General features: G+C 34.4%; 22 protein-coding genes. 5 read left to right on the forward strand and 17 right to left on the reverse strand.

Going from position 1 to position 19,847, the window contains the following annotated elements; all coding sequences use genetic code 11:
- Position 1: 1 nt before the first annotated feature.
- From BLV64_RS05320 to BLV64_RS05355, 8 genes are all read right to left on the reverse strand, one after another.
- A complete protein-coding gene (locus BLV64_RS05320; protein ID WP_092133164.1) occupies positions 2-421 on the reverse strand; it encodes a DUF2141 domain-containing protein in 420 nt (139 codons plus the stop codon).
- Between the two features lie 98 nt (positions 422-519).
- A complete protein-coding gene (locus BLV64_RS05325) occupies positions 520-1,854 on the reverse strand; it encodes an OmpA family protein (protein ID WP_092133165.1) in 1,335 nt (444 codons plus the stop codon).
- 119 nt (positions 1,855-1,973) lie between these two features.
- On the reverse strand, positions 1,974-3,305 hold the full coding sequence (locus tag BLV64_RS05330) for a DUF58 domain-containing protein (RefSeq protein ID WP_092133166.1): 1,332 nt from the start codon (positions 3,303-3,305) through the stop codon (positions 1,974-1,976).
- A 37-nt stretch (positions 3,306-3,342) separates the two neighbouring features.
- On the reverse strand, positions 3,343-4,326 hold the full coding sequence (locus BLV64_RS05335) for an AAA family ATPase (RefSeq protein ID WP_092133167.1): 984 nt from the start codon (positions 4,324-4,326) through the stop codon (positions 3,343-3,345).
- Positions 4,308-5,543: a DUF4350 domain-containing protein gene (locus tag BLV64_RS05340; RefSeq protein WP_092133168.1), complete on the reverse strand. Its 1,236-nt coding sequence runs from the start codon at positions 5,541-5,543 to the stop codon at positions 4,308-4,310. The genes BLV64_RS05335 and BLV64_RS05340 overlap by 19 nt, the downstream gene beginning before the upstream one ends.
- On the reverse strand, positions 5,536-6,276 hold the full coding sequence (locus BLV64_RS05345) for a DUF4129 domain-containing protein (RefSeq protein ID WP_143034132.1): 741 nt from the start codon (positions 6,274-6,276) through the stop codon (positions 5,536-5,538). Before BLV64_RS05345 ends, BLV64_RS05340 begins: the two co-directional genes overlap by 8 nt.
- Positions 6,277-6,281: 5 nt before the next feature.
- The gene (locus BLV64_RS05350) at positions 6,282-7,163 is read right to left on the reverse strand and encodes a hypothetical protein (RefSeq protein ID WP_092133169.1); all 882 of its coding nucleotides are present in this window, start codon (positions 7,161-7,163) and stop codon (positions 6,282-6,284) included.
- Position 7,164: 1 nt separating this feature from the next.
- Positions 7,165-8,145, reverse strand: a complete 981-nt coding sequence (locus BLV64_RS05355) for a stage II sporulation protein M (protein WP_092133170.1) — start codon at positions 8,143-8,145, stop codon at positions 7,165-7,167.
- 34 nt (positions 8,146-8,179) lie between these two features.
- Between BLV64_RS05355 and BLV64_RS05360 the strand changes: the two genes are divergently transcribed.
- Positions 8,180-8,896: an RDD family protein gene (locus tag BLV64_RS05360; protein WP_092133317.1), complete on the forward strand. Its 717-nt coding sequence runs from the start codon at positions 8,180-8,182 to the stop codon at positions 8,894-8,896.
- A complete protein-coding gene (locus BLV64_RS05365; RefSeq protein WP_092133171.1) occupies positions 8,896-9,501 on the forward strand; it encodes a trimeric intracellular cation channel family protein in 606 nt (201 codons plus the stop codon). The genes BLV64_RS05360 and BLV64_RS05365 overlap by 1 nt, the downstream gene beginning before the upstream one ends.
- 161 nt (positions 9,502-9,662) lie before the next feature.
- Here the strand turns inward: BLV64_RS05365 and BLV64_RS05370 are convergent, their stop codons facing one another.
- Both BLV64_RS05370 and BLV64_RS05375 read right to left on the reverse strand, forming a co-directional pair.
- Positions 9,663-11,825, reverse strand: coding sequence for a M3 family metallopeptidase (locus BLV64_RS05370; protein WP_092133172.1), 2,163 nt, complete (start codon positions 11,823-11,825; stop codon positions 9,663-9,665).
- A 58-nt stretch (positions 11,826-11,883) separates the two neighbouring features.
- Complete coding sequence (locus BLV64_RS05375) at positions 11,884-12,594, reverse strand: peptidylprolyl isomerase (protein WP_092133173.1); 711 nt, start codon at positions 12,592-12,594, stop codon at positions 11,884-11,886.
- Between the two features lie 48 nt (positions 12,595-12,642).
- Between BLV64_RS05375 and BLV64_RS05380 the strand changes: the two genes are divergently transcribed.
- Both BLV64_RS05380 and BLV64_RS05385 read left to right on the forward strand, forming a co-directional pair.
- Positions 12,643-13,284, forward strand: a complete 642-nt coding sequence (locus tag BLV64_RS05380) for an NUDIX hydrolase (protein WP_092133318.1) — start codon at positions 12,643-12,645, stop codon at positions 13,282-13,284.
- Positions 13,285-13,330: 46 nt separating this feature from the next.
- Positions 13,331-14,137: a lysophospholipid acyltransferase family protein gene (locus BLV64_RS05385; protein ID WP_092133174.1), complete on the forward strand. Its 807-nt coding sequence runs from the start codon at positions 13,331-13,333 to the stop codon at positions 14,135-14,137.
- A 117-nt stretch (positions 14,138-14,254) separates the two neighbouring features.
- On the opposite strand, the gene BLV64_RS05390 is transcribed toward BLV64_RS05385, so the two are convergent.
- Positions 14,255-14,887: a hypothetical protein gene (locus BLV64_RS05390; RefSeq protein WP_092133175.1), complete on the reverse strand. Its 633-nt coding sequence runs from the start codon at positions 14,885-14,887 to the stop codon at positions 14,255-14,257.
- Between the two features lie 3 nt (positions 14,888-14,890).
- Positions 14,891-15,385: an RNA polymerase sigma factor gene (locus BLV64_RS05395; protein ID WP_092133176.1), complete on the reverse strand. Its 495-nt coding sequence runs from the start codon at positions 15,383-15,385 to the stop codon at positions 14,891-14,893.
- 132 nt (positions 15,386-15,517) lie between these two features.
- Here BLV64_RS05395 and BLV64_RS05400 point away from each other — a divergent pair, with 132 nt between their 5' ends.
- Positions 15,518-16,792, forward strand: coding sequence for an NAD(P)/FAD-dependent oxidoreductase (locus BLV64_RS05400; RefSeq protein WP_092133177.1), 1,275 nt, complete (start codon positions 15,518-15,520; stop codon positions 16,790-16,792).
- Positions 16,793-16,796: 4 nt separating this feature from the next.
- On the opposite strand, the gene BLV64_RS05405 is transcribed toward BLV64_RS05400, so the two are convergent.
- The 5 genes from BLV64_RS05405 to BLV64_RS05420 form a co-directional block, all read right to left on the reverse strand.
- Complete coding sequence (locus tag BLV64_RS05405; RefSeq protein WP_092133178.1) at positions 16,797-17,468, reverse strand: lysoplasmalogenase; 672 nt, start codon at positions 17,466-17,468, stop codon at positions 16,797-16,799.
- 140 nt (positions 17,469-17,608) lie between these two features.
- Positions 17,609-18,085, reverse strand: a complete 477-nt coding sequence (locus tag BLV64_RS05410; RefSeq protein ID WP_092133179.1) for a hypothetical protein — start codon at positions 18,083-18,085, stop codon at positions 17,609-17,611.
- Positions 18,086-18,186: 101 nt separating this feature from the next.
- The gene (locus BLV64_RS14460) at positions 18,187-18,555 is read right to left on the reverse strand and encodes a hypothetical protein (RefSeq protein WP_143034133.1); all 369 of its coding nucleotides are present in this window, start codon (positions 18,553-18,555) and stop codon (positions 18,187-18,189) included.
- Between the two features lie 169 nt (positions 18,556-18,724).
- On the reverse strand, positions 18,725-19,234 hold the full coding sequence (locus BLV64_RS05415) for a DUF3124 domain-containing protein (protein ID WP_092133180.1): 510 nt from the start codon (positions 19,232-19,234) through the stop codon (positions 18,725-18,727).
- A gap of 180 nt (positions 19,235-19,414) precedes the next feature.
- Positions 19,415-19,846, reverse strand: a complete 432-nt coding sequence (locus BLV64_RS05420; protein ID WP_092133181.1) for a hypothetical protein — start codon at positions 19,844-19,846, stop codon at positions 19,415-19,417.
- Position 19,847 lies beyond the last annotated feature (1 nt).

Below are 19,847 nucleotides of genomic sequence, written 5' to 3' on the forward strand. Positions count from 1 at the left end.
TTTAAAATATAATGTTGAGTGTAATAGCCTCGGTTGAGACTTTAAACTTGGCTTCATTAAATTGAGGAGGGCCAAAACTCATTGGGTTATTAGAAAGGCCGTAATCTTCTTTGGGCATGCCGTTGGGAGAAAAATCCATTTTCTTATTATTGTTTTCATCATGTAAGGCGAGAATAGCGTACTCTCCAGGAATTATATTAGAAAAGGTAGCTTCGATTTTTCCGTCCTTAATTTCAATTATTTGTGTTTGTAAGGCTTTGGTTTTCATAAAAGTATCCGTGGTATGTAAGCCCAAAATCACTTTTCCTGTATCGTTTTTGATAGTGTTAATGGTCACGGTGACAGATTTTCCGACTTCGTTTTGAGCATAAACACCTAAAGATAGTGTTAGGCAAATAATAAAAAGTAAACTAGTTTTCATAATATTGATTTTTAAATTATTGGTTTATCAAAGATTAGAATTCACCAGTTTGTATCATATTAAAGACGACCGAATCGTTGATTCTTACGGATAAACAGTTAGTTTACTACAAAAATTTCTATGCGTCGGTTTTTTAAACGGCCTTCGGCCGTAGTATTATCTGCAATAGGATTTTCTTGTCCGTAGCCTTGAGAAGTTATTCTGTTAGATTCTAGACCTTTAAACAATAGGTAGTCTTTAACAGCTTGTGCACGTTGCTCTGATAACTGTATATTCTTTGTTCTATTACCTGTGCTATCTGTATGCCCAGCAATATGAAATTTCATAAACTTTTGAATGATCATGATTTTAGCAATTTCATCTAAAGCCACGGTAGAATTAGTTGTTAGTGATGTTTGCCCATTATCAAATGTGATTAGTTTAGAAAGTTTTGCTAATTCTAAAATTACAGCTTGTTTAATGTCGTTATCCCTAGCGCGTTGTTTTTCTAAGTTTGCCGCTGCTTCTTCTCGCGCTTGTTGTTTTGGGTCTGGACAACCTGAATTTTCTTTTGGACCAGGTACCAATGGGCATTTGTCAAACCTGTCGTCTACACCATCATTATCTGAGTCTCTTCTAGGGCATCCATCATCATCTATTGCACCTGGCTCATCAGGGCACATATCGTACTTATCCGGTGTGCCGTCCCCATCTCGATCAGGGCATCCACTTAAATGAGGGGGGCCAAAATTGTCAGGACATAGATCTTCAGAATCAATAACACCATCACCATCTCTATCAGGACACCCTCCTGTTTCAATCATTCCAAACAAATCAGGACATTTGTCTTCACGGTCATTTATTCCATCATTATCTGTGTCTTTTTCTCCAAACCTATAACTTATACCTATTGCGTGTTGAAAATGGTTTAAACCGTAATCTTTAAAAGCATATTTGTATTGAGATTGAACTGTTAAACCGAAGCTTGAAGTAAGCCAGAAATTTACACCAATACCTCCATGTATAACTGGAGAGCCGTACAATCTAAGACTTCTGTTGTACATGTCTATCCATGAATAGCCTGTTCCTAATGTAACATAAGGATCTATCGTGTACAAACCTCTAGTTAGGTGGTATTTTACCATTCCATCAATGGAGGCATAAGTATGTTTTTTATCTGTGATTTTATAATTGTCAGTCACCGTGCTTAATGAAGCAGCTCCTTCCAGATACAGCCTGTTGGAAATAATATGGCCAATAGAAAGGCGAAAACCACCCGTGTTCCAATTCCACGATTTAAAGCGGTTATTATCGTCATCAATATCTCGAATAGGATTATGTATCATATTGGTGCCAAAACTAGCCGTCCATGGATTGTTTTTTGTTTGAGCGGTCGTATTATATACACAAAACGTGCATAAAATGGCGATAAGGAAATAGCCAAAAGGTTTCATTTTGTTATGGGTTAAATTAATAGCCTTAACAAGATATGCTAAAAAAAAGAATATTTAAAAATAAAATAGTGATTTGTGGTTTAACGGCTTATAATTGGGATAAACGTCTGTTATACTGCTTATAATAAGCCTCTAGATTTAATTTCTAGGTATTTGTTTATGGTGTTTACCGTTAGATTTTCGGGCGGTGTTAAGATACTTTGTATACCGTGTTTTTGAAGTTCTTTAACCATTAATCTTTTTTCATAGGTAAATTTCTCAGCTATGGTTTTATGATAAATCGCTTGGAGATCTTCTGCCGATTCTGAAATAATAGCATCAAGTTCTGTGTTCTCAAATAAAACGACCACCAATAAATGGTTTTTAGAAATGGCTTGTAAGTAGGGGAGCTGACGTTTTAGTGCGCTTATATGTTCGAAGTTTGTATATAATATCAACAGACTTCGATGAGTAACTTTTCGCTTTAATTGTGCGTATAATAAACCATAATCACTGTCATAATACTGTGTTTTGATATTGTACAAGCGTTGGAGTATAACGTTTAAATTGCTTAGTTTTTGGGTTGCCGGTAAAAAGGACTCTATTGTTTTTGAAAAGGTTAATAACCCGACTTTATCGTGTTTTTTTAACGCGACATTACTAAATGCTAAGGCTGAGTTGATAGCGTAATCTAATAGTTTTAAACCATTAAATGGCATTTTCATGACACGGCCGGTGTCAATAATAGAGTATATAGGCTGTGATTTTTCATCTTGATACTGGTTAACCATTAATTGTCCGCGTTTTGCCGTGGCTTTCCAATTTACAGTTCTAAAATCATCGCCGTGAACGTAATCTTTTATTTGTTCAAATTCTGAGGTGTTTCCAATACGTCTAATTTTCTTTAAGCCAAACTCCGTAAGGTTATTACTGATGGCTAAAAAATCATATTTCTGCATTTGGATAAATGAGGGATATACAGCCACCATTTGCTCATTTTGAAACTGATACTTCCGCTTTACAATTTTTAATTTTGAAGAGGTGTAAACGTTTAAGTGTCCAAAGACATATTCTCCGCGATCTACCGGACGCACACTGTAGTTAAAATCTATGGTTTGATTAGGGTTCACAGTGGATTGGTATGAAAAATCTCGTTTTTGAAATTGTATTGGTAATTCGTCTATAATATCCAATTCAATCTTAAAAGGGTAGTGGTTTGTTAAGGATATTGGGACTGTATTACTATCGCTATTAGAGAATTTATCCGGTAATAAGCGCGAGGCTGAAATGGCATTATTGTAGCGGTATAAAATGATTAGATCGACTACAAACAAGAGGGCTATAATTAAAACCAAAACCCATGCAATAGGATACAAGAAAGGTATCCAAAAGGATAATAAAAAGCATACTGAAGCACTTGCCAAATAGACAAAAAAGGCTTTATGTAAGTATAGCGATTTTATAAATTTCATAGGTGTTGAAGTCTTGTTTTTAAACCTTTATTGGATGTTATCTAGGTACTTCTACCGATTGTTCGATCATATCTATTACATTTTCGGTAGTCATACCTTCCATTTCACGTTCTGGTGTTAAAATGATTCGGTGATTAAGAACGGGTTTTAAAGCTTTCTTTACATCTTCAGGAATAACAAAATCTCTTCCGTTAATAGCCGCAAAAGCTTTTGCGGTATTTAGAATTGCTAGTGACGCCCTTGGTGATCCTCCTAAATATAAATGCGGGTGATTTCTAGTATTAGAAACGAGTTGCGCAATGTATTTTATTATTTTTTCTTCTACTAAAACAGCTTGTGTTTTCTCTTTATAGTCTTTTAAATCTATAGTATTTAAAATCGGGTGTATTAGTGTTTGTGGTTTTTTTCCTTTGCGTTCATGATGGGTTTGAATGATTTTTATTTCATCTTCTAAAGACGGATAGTCGACTTTTATCTTAAATAAGAAACGGTCTAACTGTGCTTCTGGCAACGCATAAGTACCTTCTTGTTCTATCGGATTTTGAGTTGCTAATACCATAAACGGCTCGGCAAAAGGGTAGGTGGTTCCATCTATTGTGGCTTGACGCTCTTCCATAGTCTCAAATAAAGCAGCTTGTGTTTTTGCTGGAGCACGGTTAATTTCATCAATCAAAACAATGTTAGAAAAGATAGGGCCTTTTTTAAATTCAAATTCCGAAGATTTCATGTTTAAAATCGATGTTCCTAGTACATCACTAGGCATTAAATCGGGTGTGAATTGAATCCTGCTAAAATCGGTTTTCAAAACTTTTGCAAACAGTTTAGCGGTCACCGTTTTTGCTATTCCAGGAACACCTTCAATAAGCACATGGCCATCTGCTAACAAGGCCGCAATAAGTAATTCGACAAAGGTATCCTGACCAACAATAACCTTTCTAAGTTCTTCTTTTATAGCGTTCACCGCAGCTTGTAGTGATTCTAATTGTATCCTATTATTAAACTCTAAGTCTTGATTTTCCATTCGTTGTTGGATTTAAATAGTTCTATTGAAGTGTTTAACTTTTGTATCAGTTCAACGCTCGTTTTATCTTGATTCGTAATCGTTTCTATTAAATTAAAAAGCGCTTGTGTATCTGCTAAGGTATTATTACTTCTTGCCGCCAAATTAGTAATAAATACAGTATTTATAGTATTCGTATTTAAGTGTAAATGGGTACGGATGTACTCTAAAAAATGCTGAATTTTATGCTTTGCAATAGCATTGTTTTGTCCGTTTTCGTAATACATATTCGCAATAGTACGTGTAAAGTCGACAGTTTGATTTTTTAAAGGTTCAATTACTGGTACCGCTCGTTGTTTGCGTTTTCCCTCAAAAACAACATAAAATAACACAGCAATTAACATGATGTAGTATGCCCATTTCAAGTTTGTATTATTCAAAAAGACATGCATCGGGGAGAGGCTTACCTTTTTACCCGATTTATAATGATTATCAAAGTACAAGGGCTTTGATGTGTCTAAATAAGATAAAATTCCTGCCGTAAAATTTTGATTTGGTGTGTTTAAAATAAAATAATTCGTAAAGGCTTGCGGAAACAAACTCAGTATAATTGTGCCTTTCCCAAAATTGTGTTTGATGGTGTTTGGGTAATGCGTTTTATCACTGCTAAGAGTGTCTTCTGTGGCATTATCTATTAACGAAATTACTTGAGTAGTTTTGTTATTTAACTTATCAAAATAATGAACAAAACCAGCCTTGTCGAAGCTAAAAGTATCCAAGCTTTTATTTAGATCGCCGTGGTTTAAATACAGATCAAAGGAGTTGTTAATATTATTAAAGTTACTAATTATACTTTGTTCTAATCCTAGGGTGTCTAGAAGTTGAGTTCCAAACTGCGAGGAACCTACAAACAAAGTATTTCCTTTAGCTGTCCATTCTAAAAGACTGTTTAGTTCTGCTTCATCAAAATTAACAACGTCATTTACAAAAAAATAAGTTCCTGAAATAGCCTCTTTTTTCAGATACTCATAAGGAGGAGTTTCGACATCTATAAAATGTTTTTTACTAACAATACGTTCTAATTGATCGTGAAAAACATAGGTCCCAAAAGGAATTTTATGATGTTTGGTGTACGTAGGGAACCAATTTATTTCTTTAGGTTTTGAGTACTCTGCGACCACTAGTAAAAGTATTACCAATGCAGTTAAAGCGACGTATATTTTTCCTTTTCTATCCAATTTTATTTGAGCTTAGTTTACTTAATTGGTTAAAAGGTTTTTTTAGGCTTTCAAATTTAATGGCATCAACAGTAAATTCCCCGTACCAGACATAATCATAGATTTTGGTAGCTTGTTTAAAATTTGTTTGAAGGGTTTTATTTTCAATTTCATTTATGTAATCGGCATTGGTTTTATCTTGCTCCCATTTTATAACGTTGTGATCAGTTAATTCCTTTAGGGCTAAAAGATAATAATAACGAATAGCTAATCGGTAGTTATTTTGCTCAATAGCACGTGTTATTAAAGCATTAATGTCTTCATTTTTAATAATGTGCTCTTCATCTGTAAATTCAAATTCAGGTTTGTTTTGCTTGCCTTGTATTATGTTTCTCGCATTCACCTTCAAGAAAAATTTTATTAATAGAAAAACCAGTATAGCTAGAATAATATAGGGGACGACTTGAAATATAAACTTAACGATTCCTGATGCAGCCACATTACCGAAAAGGTATTCCATTACTTTGAAAAGTAGGTTCCTAAACCAGCGTTTTAGTTTAACAAACCAATTGTCGGATGTATCCACTTCGGTATAGTCAAAATTTTTATCGTTTTTGTAAGTTTCTAAATCTGATTCTGTAATATTTTGTTGTTGAATAAAAGGCACCTCTTTGTCGTAGACAAGAGTATCTTGCTTAGCAAAAACTGAGGTGCTTAAACACAGGAAAAGAAAAAGGTACTTAATGTAGGGCATAAAGTTTATTCTGTTTTACCTAACGAATCTATGCGGTCGAAAGTACCAGAGAAGTTTTTCTTTTCGTTAATATTAAAGTAAATAAATACGACAGCGATTATGGAGATGAAATTCAAGAAATATTTAAGAGCATACGATAGTACATTAAGAATAATATAAACGGGGTCTTGAAATAAGCCAGCTTGGCCTGTAGGGTCTACCTCCCCTGAGAACACACCCATTTTAATGATGCCGTATATCATTGCAGGAACACTAAATATTGATCCGATAACGCTAACGATGATTCCTACAACAAAAATTGTTAAAAAGGACATCCACCATTCGTTTTTTATAAAATTAAAGCTGTTGCTAAAAGCGTCTGATACACTTTGATCTTTAAATACCATGAGAGAGAATGAAATACTTAAAGGGACAAATACATAGATTCCAGGAATCACACAGAGTAAAAAACCAAAAGTAACGGCTAGACCTACTATAACACCTAGGCCTACAAATTTCCAAAAGCTGTTTTTTACATTAGTTTTTACAATTTCGGTATTGACAACACCTTTATTTTCTACATACGATTTAATATAGTAAAGTGCTGTAGAATGAGCTAATACATAAGCGATTATACCGGTTGTTATTAAAATAAGAAAAGTAGCTAGCATAGTAAGAATAGAGGTCGTACTACCATCAAAAAGCGCATTGTCGTCCACTAAATTGGTTAAACTTCCTACGCTATAAAAATAAAAGGCTAGAGCAGCAAACATAACTAGTAAATACGGTAGGACTACTTGAAGGATTAAACCAAAAAAAGGTTTAAACTCGTTTCTAATAAAATTAAACGTATCGGTAATTATTTGACCTAAATCGCGTTGTGCTTTAAATTCAATGTATTGTTTCATATTAAATGGGGTTATGGTAAGTTGGGGTTTTATGTTTATTGTGTAATTGAATAGGATAAATAACGTAGTAAAATATTATAAGACCTAACGATGTGCTAATTATTAATATAGCAAGCCAATCGGGCATTTCTGTGTGTCGCGTAACAAATCCTTCTAAAAAGCCTGCAATTATAAAAAAGGGTATAGTACTCATTAATATTTTGAGACCATTTTTAACACCGCGTTTAAAAGATTCTAACCGCGTATAAGTTCCAGGAAAAAGCATGCCATTGCCGACAACTAATCCGGAGCAGGCGGCAACTATAATCACTGAAATTTCTATAGTACCATGAATCCATATCGTACGAGCCGATTCCCAAAGCAATCCTTGGTCGTAAAAGAAATACTGAAAGCTGCCAAGCATGATACCGTTTTGCATCATAATATAAAGCGAGCCTATACCTAACAAGATACCATATGCAAATGCAAATAAAGCTACCTTTATATTGTTTAGTGTTATCCCTAAGAACATATTAAACTCCCCTTGTTGCTTATACACTCCCATGGGGTCTCCTTTTTCAATATTCTCCAAGGTCATATTTACATAACCATCTCCTAAAAAAGCGCGTACAAAATCCCCTTCGTTAGCCGCCGAAAAAGCGCCGACAATAACAAATAATGTAAACACTAGAAAAGCTATAAGTAATTCGCGGTGATGTTGCTTAAAAAGTAAAGGGCATTCTTTTGTGAAGAATGTTATCAACCTGTTTTTAGGTTCTTTTTTCGTCTTATAAATTTTTTGATGCGCTTTGGATGCCAATTCATTTAAGTACAAAACCGTATTACTGTTTGGGTAAAATGTTTTTGCATAACTCAGATGATCGGTAACTTCAATATACAAATTAGAAAGCGCGTCGGGTTGAATAGATATATTATTTGATAGAACATTTTCAAATGTTAACCATTTATCCTTATTTTGCTTGACGAAAGCTGCTTCGCGCATGATTAGAAGTATTTGCTATCAAAGAAAAGAAAATATGAAGGAATTTCAAATAGAAACAGCTCAAAATGTAGCCATCAGCCAAAACGCAGCTCCCGTGCTCGATCGTATGCTCGGATACATTATAGATAGTTGTGTTATATTTTTTTACGGTTTTGCTGCGTTCTTGTTATTAATAGCTTTAGATCTTGATATGAGAGATGCTTGGGCTATTTATTTGTTAGTTTCCCTTCCAGCTTTTTTATATTATGTTTTATTAGAAACCTTTTGGGACGGGTTAACCGTAGGGAAACATGTTTTAAAAACACGTGTGGTTAAACTAGATGGCTCTAAGCCCGGATTCGCTAATTATTTCGTGCGCTGGATTCTAAGGGTGGTCGATGTTGTTTTAACTAGTGGAGCTTTAGCAGTGGTAATTATTTTGATAAAAGGTAATGGTCAGCGGCTAGGGGATATCGCAGCTGGAACCACTGTGATTTCTGAGAAACGAAGAATAAATATTAACGATACCATTTTAAAAGAGTTGCCAATAGATTATAAACCAAAATACCCTCAAGTGACCTTGTTTTCAGATTCTGAAATGCAAATCATTAAAAACGTGTATGACCAAGCCCTGAAAAAAAAGCAACATAATGTTATTAATAAATTGTATGAAAGGCTGATAGCAGTTATGAAACTTGAGCCTAATGAACAACCTATAGATTTTATAAACACAGTAATTAAAGATTATAATTACTATACTCAAAACACATAATGTTTTACATTTTAGATATAATAGGGACTATCGCATTTTCAATTTCGGGAGTTTTGGTAGCGTTAAATAAAAGGATGGATCCGTTTGGGATTTTTATTATCGCTTTTGTCACCGCTGTTGGTGGGGGAACTTTAAGAGATATTCTTTTAAATGAAACGCCAGTTATTTGGATGCGGGATATGACATTTATTTATGTGGTAGCTATAACTGCGACCATCACAATATTAATCCGAAATAAAATTGATTATTTGCGAACTTCCTTGTTTCTCTTCGATACCATTGGTATCGGACTGTATACTGTAGTGGGGGTGGAAAAAGGAATTAATGCGGGATTACATCCACTTATTTGTATTTCTTTAGGGACTATTTCTGCCTGTTTTGGTGGTGTGATTCGCGATATATTATGTAACGAAATACCTATTATCTTTAGAAAAGAAATTTATGCAACAGCGTGTATTTTAGGGGGTATAGCTTACTTTTTAATGAGTAAACTACCCATTGAAGAAGATGTGGTTTTTATTGTAGCCGGCTGTGTGGTGATTTCTGTGCGATTATTAGCAGTAAAGTTTAAAATTAGTTTGCCTAATATTTACGGAAAAGCATAGCGCCTAAGTTTTCTTCGGAAGTCCTAGGCATTCCATTCAGAGTTATAAATTAGTTAGTGGGCTGCTGTCTTTAAAAGCAGCTTGAGAAAACCAATAAAAAAGCCCTGCAGAATAACTAATTCTGCAGGGCTTTAGTGTCTATTATTTAGTCTTTAAATATATTACTCTTCCGTTGAAACAGGGAATCCGCGGTCTCGCATTAATGCTTCAATTTTAGCATCTCTCCCTCTAAATTTTCTATAGGCTTCAGCAGGATCCATAGCATTTCTTGGTGCGAATAAATATTTCACTAGCTTATTCGAAAGGGCTTTGTCATAAAATCCTCCTGGAGCATTTTTAAAGGCTTTTGCAGCATCACTTGTTAATACATCTGCCCACATATAACCGTAATAGGCCGTAGCATAGCCTTCACCAGAAAACACATGACCAAAATGAGGTGTTCTGTGACGCATAGGTAATTGCTTAGGCATGTTTAATTCGGCTAAAGTTTTACGTTCAAAACTATCCACATCTATAGTTTCTGGATCGGCTAAGTGTAATTTCATATCCATTAAAGCAGAAGCTAAATATTCGGTAGTCGCAAATCCTTGATTAAAGGTTGAGGCTTTCTTTATTTTTTCGACTAACTCCTTTGGAATAGATTCTCCAGTTTCGTTATGTACTAAAAAAGTGTTGATCACTTCGTCTGTAGATAACCAGCGTTCTAATAATTGCGATTGGAACTCGGTATAATCTCTAACGCCACCATTTAATGTTGGATAAGCAACAGTACTAGAGAAAAAGTGTAGGGCATGACCAAATTCATGGAAAAAAGTTTCTGCATCATCCCATGAAACAAGAACAGCTTCTCCAGGTGCCGGTTTAACAAAGTTAGAATTGTTAGAGGCTAGAACCGTTTCTGGTCCGTCAAAAGTAGTGTGACTTCTATAGGTCGTTGCCCAAGCACCAGAACGTTTTCCAGATCTTGCAAACGGATCGAGATACCATAACCCTATGTGTTTTCCATTAGACTTATCGGTAACCTCCCAAACTTTCACATCCTCATGAAATACAGGTACAGTACCGTCTTCCACAGGTTTGAAATCGTAATTAAACAAACGCCCTGCAACATAAAACAACGCTTCGGTAAGTTTGTCTAATTGTAAATATTGTTTGACTTCGTCACTATTTAAATCATATTTTTCCTGACGTACTTTTTCGGCATAGTAGCGGTAATCCCATGGCTCTATAATAATATCATCGTTCATTCTCTTCGCAATGGCTTGCATGTCTATTACCTCTTCGGAAACTCTAGCAATAGAAGCCGGCCAAACCGCCATCATTAATTCCATAGCGTTTTCAGGAGTTTTAGCCATTCGATCTTGTAAACGCCATTGTGCGTAATTGTCGTAACCTAAGAGTTCTACGCGTTCTCTACGAAGTTTTAAAATCTGAGCAATCATAGCGTTGTTATCGTAAGCATCGCCATTATCTCCTCGAGAGTAATAATTATCCCAAACTTTTTCTCTTAATTTTCTTTCGGTAGAATACGTTAAAAACGGATCGACAGACGATCGTGTGTTGGTAATCGCATATTTTTCTGGCTCACCGTTGTCCTTAGCAATTTTTGCTGCCGATTTAATAAAGGCTTGTGATAAACCACCCAGTTGGTCTTTCTCCAAATAGGTAATATAATTTTCTTCGTCGTGTAATACATTATTAGCGAAATCGGTATAAAGAGAAGAGAGCTCTTTGTTTATTTCAGCATAACGCTTCTTTTTAGCATCATCCAATTCAGCACCGTTCATTTCAAAACGCTTATAGATTAGTTCTAAAACCCGTTGTTTTTCAGAGTCTAAAGGTGTTTTTTGGGCGTTTTTATAAACTGTTTTTATACGCTGAAATAAGGCCGTGTTTTGGTTGATTTTAGAGGAGTATTCCGATAATTTCGGAGCTAGTTCACTCTGAACGTCTCTAAACTCTGGAGAGCTCATATTGCTACTAAAAATACCATAATAGGCAAATACACGGTTTAATTCTTTACCGGCGCGCTCAAAGGCTTCAATAGTGTTTTCAAAAGTAGGAGCTTCAGGATTGTTTGCAATGGCTTCAATATCTTTTAAGCCCAAAGTCATTCCTGTTTCCATGGCTTCTTTAACAGCTGACACCTTCATTTTATCGAATGCAGGTACGCCATTATATGGTCCAGTCCATTCTTGTAATAACAAATTAGTACTCATAGCTTCATTATTTAAATGAGGTGTCTCGGTTTCTGACTGATTGTCTTTACAACTCGTTGTAGAAATTAAAAGACTACAAATAATCGCTTTTACGTATGGTTTCATAGTGTTTAAATGGGAATTAAATTAAGTGAGTGAATATAAGAAATATGCCTTTTCAAACCTATTTTAAAACGACTACTTTATTTATGTATACATTGCGAAGCGGCCAATCGCCACCATCGGTTTCTACCTCGGCAATTTTATCTACAACATCCATTCCTTTGATTACTTTTCCGAAAATGGTGTACAGGCCGTCTAGGTGGTGTTGATTGGTTTGAGTGATGAAAAACTCGTAAGGAGATGCTAGTTTGTAGGCGTCTTCAATTTCACTACTCGGAATAGATATGACACCGCGATAGTGTTTATGATCATGTCGCGTGTCGGGAGGTAATAAATAACGCCCTATACGTCCTCGTTTTTTTAAGACCTCCTTGTCGTCTGAACTCCCTCCTTGAATAACAAAGTTTTTTACCACACGGTGAAATTGTGTGCCATCAAATACTTTATTCTTCGTTAAAAAAATAAAGTTAGCACGATGGTATTCTGTGTTTTCAAACAACTCAATATCTATAGTCCCAAAATCGGTAAATAATCTCACTTTAGTTTCTGGATTTTCTTTCTCATATTCTGAAAAAAAAGCCATGGCATTAGTATCGTTAAGCGGTAAGTATTTTTCTTCTAAAGTTAAAATACTGTCCTGTTTTACTTTAGGGGGTTCTGTTACACTAGTGTCTGTTTTTGTAATGGTATTGGTGGTTTTTTTTGGTTTAGTTTTTTTATCTTCACAGTTAAAGACTAAAAGAGTAAAAAATAGAAATAAGAAAAATCTCATGTATTGAGGTGTTTTTGAATTTTAATGCCAAAAAAAGGCTCGTGTGATATGAATTTTAATGAATTTTTAAAACTAAGCGTAAAAATAGAAAATTTACCAGTTCCAGCCGAAACATCACAGTTTAAAATGTCTCCTCCGTATCGTCAAGAGCTTATCAATAAACAAAAAGAATTGATAAAGAAGGCGAAGAAATCGGCTGTTATGGCCCTTTTTTATCCCAATGCTGATTATGAAACGGAATTTGTATTAATACTTCGAAAATCATACAAAGGCGTGCACTCGGCACAAGTGGGGTTTCCAGGAGGTAAATTGGAAGCTAATGAAACTGATAAGCAGGCGGCGTTAAGAGAAACAGAAGAGGAGATTGGTGTCTCTAAAAACCGTATTAAAGTGGTTAAAGAAATGACCTCTTTGTATATACCGCCAAGTAATTTTCACGTAAAACCCTTTATAGGTATTGTAGAGGAGACCCCTAAATTTATAAAACAGGATAGAGAAGTAGAGGCTATTTTAACTGTTAAACTCGCCGATTTTTTTAATGAGGAAAATGTAGTAACTAAGCAGGTGTCAACTTCTTACAATGTAAAAGTTGCAGTGCCCGCTTATAAGTTAAATGATTTTTTGGTTTGGGGAGCGACCGCTATGATGCTTAGTGAGGTAAAAGACTTGTTAAAGACTGCTATTAAATAGCCTTGATTTTTTACCTTTGCTTTTATAATAACAACTTAATATAACTATGGGTTTATTTGATAAAAATCCTTTTGGCCACAATTTATTCGTTAAAAAATGGTTGATAAGAATTCTTGGAGTGCTTTCTCATAGGCGCTTTAGAGGTTTTAACGAACTGCAAATTGAAGGCTCGGATGTAATAAAAAACTTACCAGATACAAACGTATTGTTTATCTCTAATCACCAAACGTATTTTGCAGATGTTGTTGCAATGTTTCACGTTTTTAATGCGAGTTTAAGTGGTAGGGATGATTCTATAAAGAATGTCGGTTATTTATGGCAGCCAAAATTAAATATGTATTATGTGGCAGCCAAAGAAACCATGCGCTCTGGATTATTACCTAAAATAATGGCTTACGTTGGGTCGATTAGTATTGAACGTACCTGGAGAAGTGAAGGTAAGGATGTTAACAGGCAGGTGAAAATGAGTGATATTTCTGCAATTAGTAAGGCCTTAGATGATGGTTGGGTTATTACCTTCCCGCAAGGTACGACAACACCGTTTAAGCCGATTAGAAAAGGAACTGCTCATATTATTAAGCGGTATAAACCTGTGGTTGTGCCGATTGTAATTGACGGTTTTAGACGTTCTTTTGATAAGAAAGGATTACGCGTTAAGAAGAAAAATGTGTATCAATCTTTCGAAATTAAACAGCCTTTGGAAATTGACTATGAGAATGAAACTATCGATTCTATCGTTGAAAAAATAGAATATGCTATAGAGCAACACCCTTCATTTTTAAAGGTGATTCCTCAAGAGGAATTAATAGCAAAAGAAGAGCTTAACAAACAAAGAGAATGGTTAGAAAATTAAGCTAATACGCTTTTAGCAATTTCTAGAAATAAAAAAACTCCTGATAACCGTAACACGGTATCAGGAGTTTTTATTTATAATCGATTATAATAAAAAGCCGTCTACATATAGCGACTACTATAATTCTAACTTTTTAAGTTCAAGATAGTTTCTATTTAAACGGCGTAGTAGTATACCGTAAATCAACCTGTAGAATAACCAGAAAACCAGTACAAATATTCCCGTTAAAACAAAGGTAATAAGGTAAAACACTATGGTTTGTGTGGTTGTAAAATGTATAATTTTGTCGTGTAAAGCAGTGTCGTTTAGCGAGGTAAAATACAAGCTTATGGGTACACTAATAAAAATCATAGTCAGGTTGTAAATGACGTAGTATTTTACAATTTTTCGCGTTTTTAAAATACTCGCCATAAGTTGTTTTGTATTATCGGTAACCGAAATGTTTTTGTAGGCTTTATATAAGAGATATACAAAAACCAAAACCACTCCGAAACTGATTACAGAAAGCACAATCAGCACAATATTATTGCCATATACTTGTTCCAAGTCGTCTAAATAACTTGTAGAAAGCATCGGAAGGAAATTAATCAATATCCAAAACACGAGCTCTGCAATACTGATATAAAAAAGCGTTTTCACAATTGAAGACGACTTTTTTAATAACATAGGATATAACTGCTTAGCCGATAATTTTTGATCACTATCGCCTGTACTTTTCCAATGTTTTTTTAATAATTCTAACTCATCCATATATTACGGATTTAATATTGTTTTTAATTTGTTTTTTACTCTATTCATTTTCACTCTTGCATTTACCTCACTAATTCCTAGAGTTTCGCTTATTTCCTTATAGCTTTTGTCTTCTAAATATAAAAAGACAAGTGCTTTATTAATATCGTCAAGCTGATAGACCGCTTGGTATAATAGTTTTAGTTGCTGTTCTTCGGTGTTATCATAATCTTCAGCTTTAATCTTAAATTGTACAGCATCAAATTCCTGAGTTTTTACTTGTCGTTTTGATTTTCTATATAAGGTGATTGCTGTATTTAAGCCTACGCGATACATCCAAGTGCTAAACTTAGAATCCCCACGGAATTTCGGATAGGCTTTCCAAAGTTGTATGGTGATTTCTTGAAACAAATCATTATGAGCATCGTAATTATTCGTGTATAAGCGGCAAACTTTATGCACAATATTTTGATGCTCTTCCAGCAATTCTATAAAACTATGTTCAAGTTCTTTATTCAAAGTGTTTAGTTAGGTATTGTATAAGTAGTCTAAAGGTATGAATTGTTACAAGTACATAAATTAATTTTAAAAATAAAAGTATAAATAGTGTCGCTTCTCTATCTTTACGCTAAATAATACGTTTTAAGTAGTATGAATATTCCAGATACAAAGGACCCTAGAATTGTTATTGTAGGAGGAGGATTTGCCGGTATAAGTATGGCTAAATCATTAGCAGATAAACACGTGCAAGTGGTTTTATTTGACAAGCATAATTACCATACCTTTCAGCCTTTACTTTATCAAGTATCTTCAGCTAGTTTAGAACCTGACGCTATTGCATACCCTTTACGAAAAATTATAAAAAAGAATGATAAAGCGTTTTTTAGGTTAGCCGATGTTCTACAAATTCATCCTGAAGAGAAAGCAGTAGAAACTACTATTGGTACTCTTAACTACGATTATCTCATTTTAGCAACGGGAACGCGGACTAATTATTTTGGTAATAAAGAGGTCGAAAAGCACAGTATGCCCATGAAGCAGGTGCCGCAAGCTTTAAATATTAGGAGTTTAATTCTTCAAAATTTTGAAAAGGCAGCAATTACAAAGTCTAAACAAGAACGTTTAGCGCTCTTAAATTTTGTTATTGTAGGAGGTGGTCCTACTGGTGTGGAGTTGGCAGGAGCAATTGCAGAACTAAAAAACCATATTTTACCTCGTGATTATAAAGATTTAGACTCTAGTGCTATGGAGATTCATTTGCTGGAAGGAGCAGATCGTGTGTTGCCTCCAATGAGTAAACACGCCTCAAAAAAAGCAGAGTGTTTTTTAAAGGAACTAGGAGTAAACGTGCACTGTAATACCCTAGTAAGTAATTATGATGGAAAAACGGTGACTACTAACACAGCGTTATTTTTAGAATCAGAAACCTTAATTTGGGCAGCAGGAGTTACAGGTAAACCTGTTAAGGGACTAAAAGCAGAAGCCTTAATTCAACAGGCAAATCGTTATAAAGTAAATGAGTACAATCAAGTGCTAGGTTACGATTCCATTTTCGCTTTGGGAGATATTGCGTGTATGCAAACTGAAGCCTACCCGAAAGGACATCCGCAATTAGCACAACCTGCAATTCAGCAAGGAAAACTTTTAGGAAAAAATATTATTAAACTAATCGAAGGGAAGCCTTTAAAGAAGTTTGTTTATAAAGACAAGGGGTCTATGGCGACCGTTGGACGAAATAAAGCGGTGGTAGACCTTAAGCATTATAAGTTTGGTGGGTTTTTCGCTTGGTTTGTCTGGATGTTTGTTCACTTAATGTCGCTTGTCGGCTTTAGAAATAAAGTGATTGTGTTTTTTAATTGGACCTATAATTACATTAATTTTGATAAAGCGTCCCGACTTATTATTAGACCGTACACAAAAAAATAGAAGACTATTCGAGTTGTTTTTTTATGCCTAAAACAATTAATAATTGTGCTAGGGCATAGCTTAACATGATAGAAAAACTCGAATAGGGTATTGGTGTATAGAACTTATTGAGTGCTAATATACTATCTGAAAGCATAAACAAAAGAGCGCCAATAAAAACGAGTTTAAAGCTTAGGCTTGACACGTTTTCTTTTCTTAAGTATGCTGTAACTCCCATTAATATAATAACGAGCATATAAACAATTACCGGAATTAGTAAGTCTCCTAATCCAGGGTATAACATGGCGAACAGCCCTATAGCATAGATGGCAAAGAGGACTATAACTCCATAGGGTTTTAAGCTGGAATTACGCTGGTTTAAAAAAAGAAGGCAGTAGAGTATATGTGCCACTAAAAAGGCGAGTAAACCACCAATAAAAAAGAACTCTGATTTAAACACAAATAGTAGTAAAACATCGCCGACTAACGAAAAAAACAACGCCATTAGTGTTAACTGTTTTAGACGTTTGTTTGTAGGCTTGGTAGTCAGCCAAAAGTAAGTAATAAGAGCGCTTAAAATTAGGGGTTTTGAAATAAAGTGGAGTGAATCGAACCCTTCTAAGTTGGCTATTACAGTTTCTAAAAAAACTAGGATTACAAAAATAACTAAGAATGTGGTCGTTTGTATAGGTTTCATTGATGTGATGGTTTAGTGCATTCCGTTAAGGGCTGTAACAGAGGGTTAAATATACTTTTATTCATTTAGAATTTGTAAAAACATATAAAAATAAAAGCCCTAATAGTTAGTATTAGGGCTTTTATTATGTTCGAACTGTTTTACTTTATGGTAGACACTAGTAGTCCGTTCCATTTTTTTATTAAGTCGATTTCTCCATTTAGTTGATAGTTCTCGTCAGAATTATAAAAGTTTATGTATTCGGGAGTTATTGAATTGTCTCTTGGAGTTAAGGTTAAACTTAACGCTGTAATATCTCCTAAAGTAGTGTTCTTAGTGTTTTGTCTTTCTTCTGAAATTTTACAGTCTGAATAGTCTTTTAACGCAATGTGTTTCGATCTGTTTTCATGTGCCGTATTTTTATAGAAAAACAGGGCTTTTGCTACTTGGTCGATACCAATAGCAAAGTCGCTAGTAAGGTCGTAATGTGTTAGCGAACAGTGGTGTTGTTTTGAAAGAGATTTTAGAGCATTTAAAAGTGCTTGTTCCTTCTTTCTTTTTTGTAATTGCATTAAAGTTAAGGGTACTACCACTAATAATATTAGTGTACCAGATATGGTAATCATTCCTAAGTCCATAGTATTTTATATTTTAATTATTTTGATAGAAGTATTGCTGCCTTGTTGTTTTAAAGGCACTTATATTTGCTGTTTTACAGCTCCGAAATAATTAAAAGGGTTTACCAGAAGGCGTGAAAGGGATAAATAATATCAGTAGTTATAAAATTGAGATGACAGGCTTTTAAATACTGAATATATTTAGTGTGTACTAGGGCAAACAAATAGCTACTATGATTTAAGATAGCCGAATCTGTCTTCGTATGTTTTATAAAAAGAGGAGTTGTCGTACCTAGGTGCTGTGTAATAACACGTTCGTAATCCTTGGAGTGAATAGTAAACGAGTCGGTACGAATTGTACTCTTATCTATGTCGTGGGTGGAGTCATTAGAATACGCAATAGTATTACATGCAAATAGCTCTGTGTTTGCATTAACCGTTGTAAAACAGCATGCAAATACAAATAAAAAGCTAAATATTTTAATCGACATTTTCACAATACAAAGCTACTGCAATAAAATTTTAGATTGGTGAATAATTAACTTTTAATAAACAAAAAAGTGTGTTAAATATTTATATTTTTAATAAGACGTGTAGTGTGTTTAATTAAATGAGGATATAAACTCGTTGGGTTTAGTGTACATTGTGATCGCCGTGGTTTTAAATCTTTATACCTTGAGTGGTAAACGAAATACCTTGTTGGCTACTTGTAGAGATCATTACAGCTTCAAAAAACGGGTCGTGTATGTCTTCTCTAGTTTTACTCCAATCGAATATAAAATTAGCTCCAGTACCACCTTCTTTGTCTCTTTCGTCAATTATAATTTCGATTGTTTCAAGGGGTTTAACAAAAACCGTCTTCGAAAAATAGGTTCTTGTTGGTTCTCCGTTAGTATTAAAGTATTGTGCTTTGTTAATATAAAGCGTGTCCTTCGGATTTATGTTTCTTATGCTAACTGTAGCCGTTAGATTTTGAGTCCGATGTTCGGTTAAACCATAAATTTCTGAATATACAGACAAATAGGTTTTTCCATTAATTAAAGAATCTGTTTTAGGAAGGGGAATGGCTCGTTTATTCCAATTAATAGGATCGATAGAACTCACATTTGTTTTATTATTACAGCTCACAAATAGAATGCAAATACTAAATACTAATAACAATCTTTTCATCTTATCTTTTTATGCAAATTACAAAAATATGAAGGATAGAGCATATAAAACTAAATTTAATAGAGCGGTAAGATACCAGGGTGTGTTTATGATGTTTTAGTAGGGGGAATTTAGAAGTCCTTATTATTTAAAAGTGGGCAATTGGTGAACCCGGTTGATAGGATGATGTATTGCACTATTTTATACTGCTTTGCCTTCTTGCCTCCAAAACAGTAAACCCACAGCGATTCCAAAAACCATAGATATGGAGTATCGGTAAATACCATAATAGTGGTCTTCCATAAAATCGGTAACCAGTTTACCTAAATTAAACACAATAATAATTAGGGCGATAGAAAATAGGATAATGGTGCCCACAGTAGGACTGACTAATTTTACACCTCGTGTTGTAAAAAAAAGATTAGCAGCAACAGCGCCCCAAAAATAAGTAAGAACAAATAAGCCGTTGTCGGTGTTGTTTTTTATAATACTACTTATGGTATTATTATCGATTGTATCTACAGCTAAATACACGTCTAAAGCAATTAATAGCACAAACATGGCTATCAAAAAATACTGAATGCGTTTTATGAGCTGGGTATTATTTAAAAACTGTTGAATACTTTTTATCATA

The organism is Bizionia paragorgiae (genome assembly GCF_900107625.1).
In the GTDB taxonomy this organism is placed as follows: Bacteria; Bacteroidota; Bacteroidia; order Flavobacteriales; family Flavobacteriaceae; genus Bizionia; species Bizionia paragorgiae.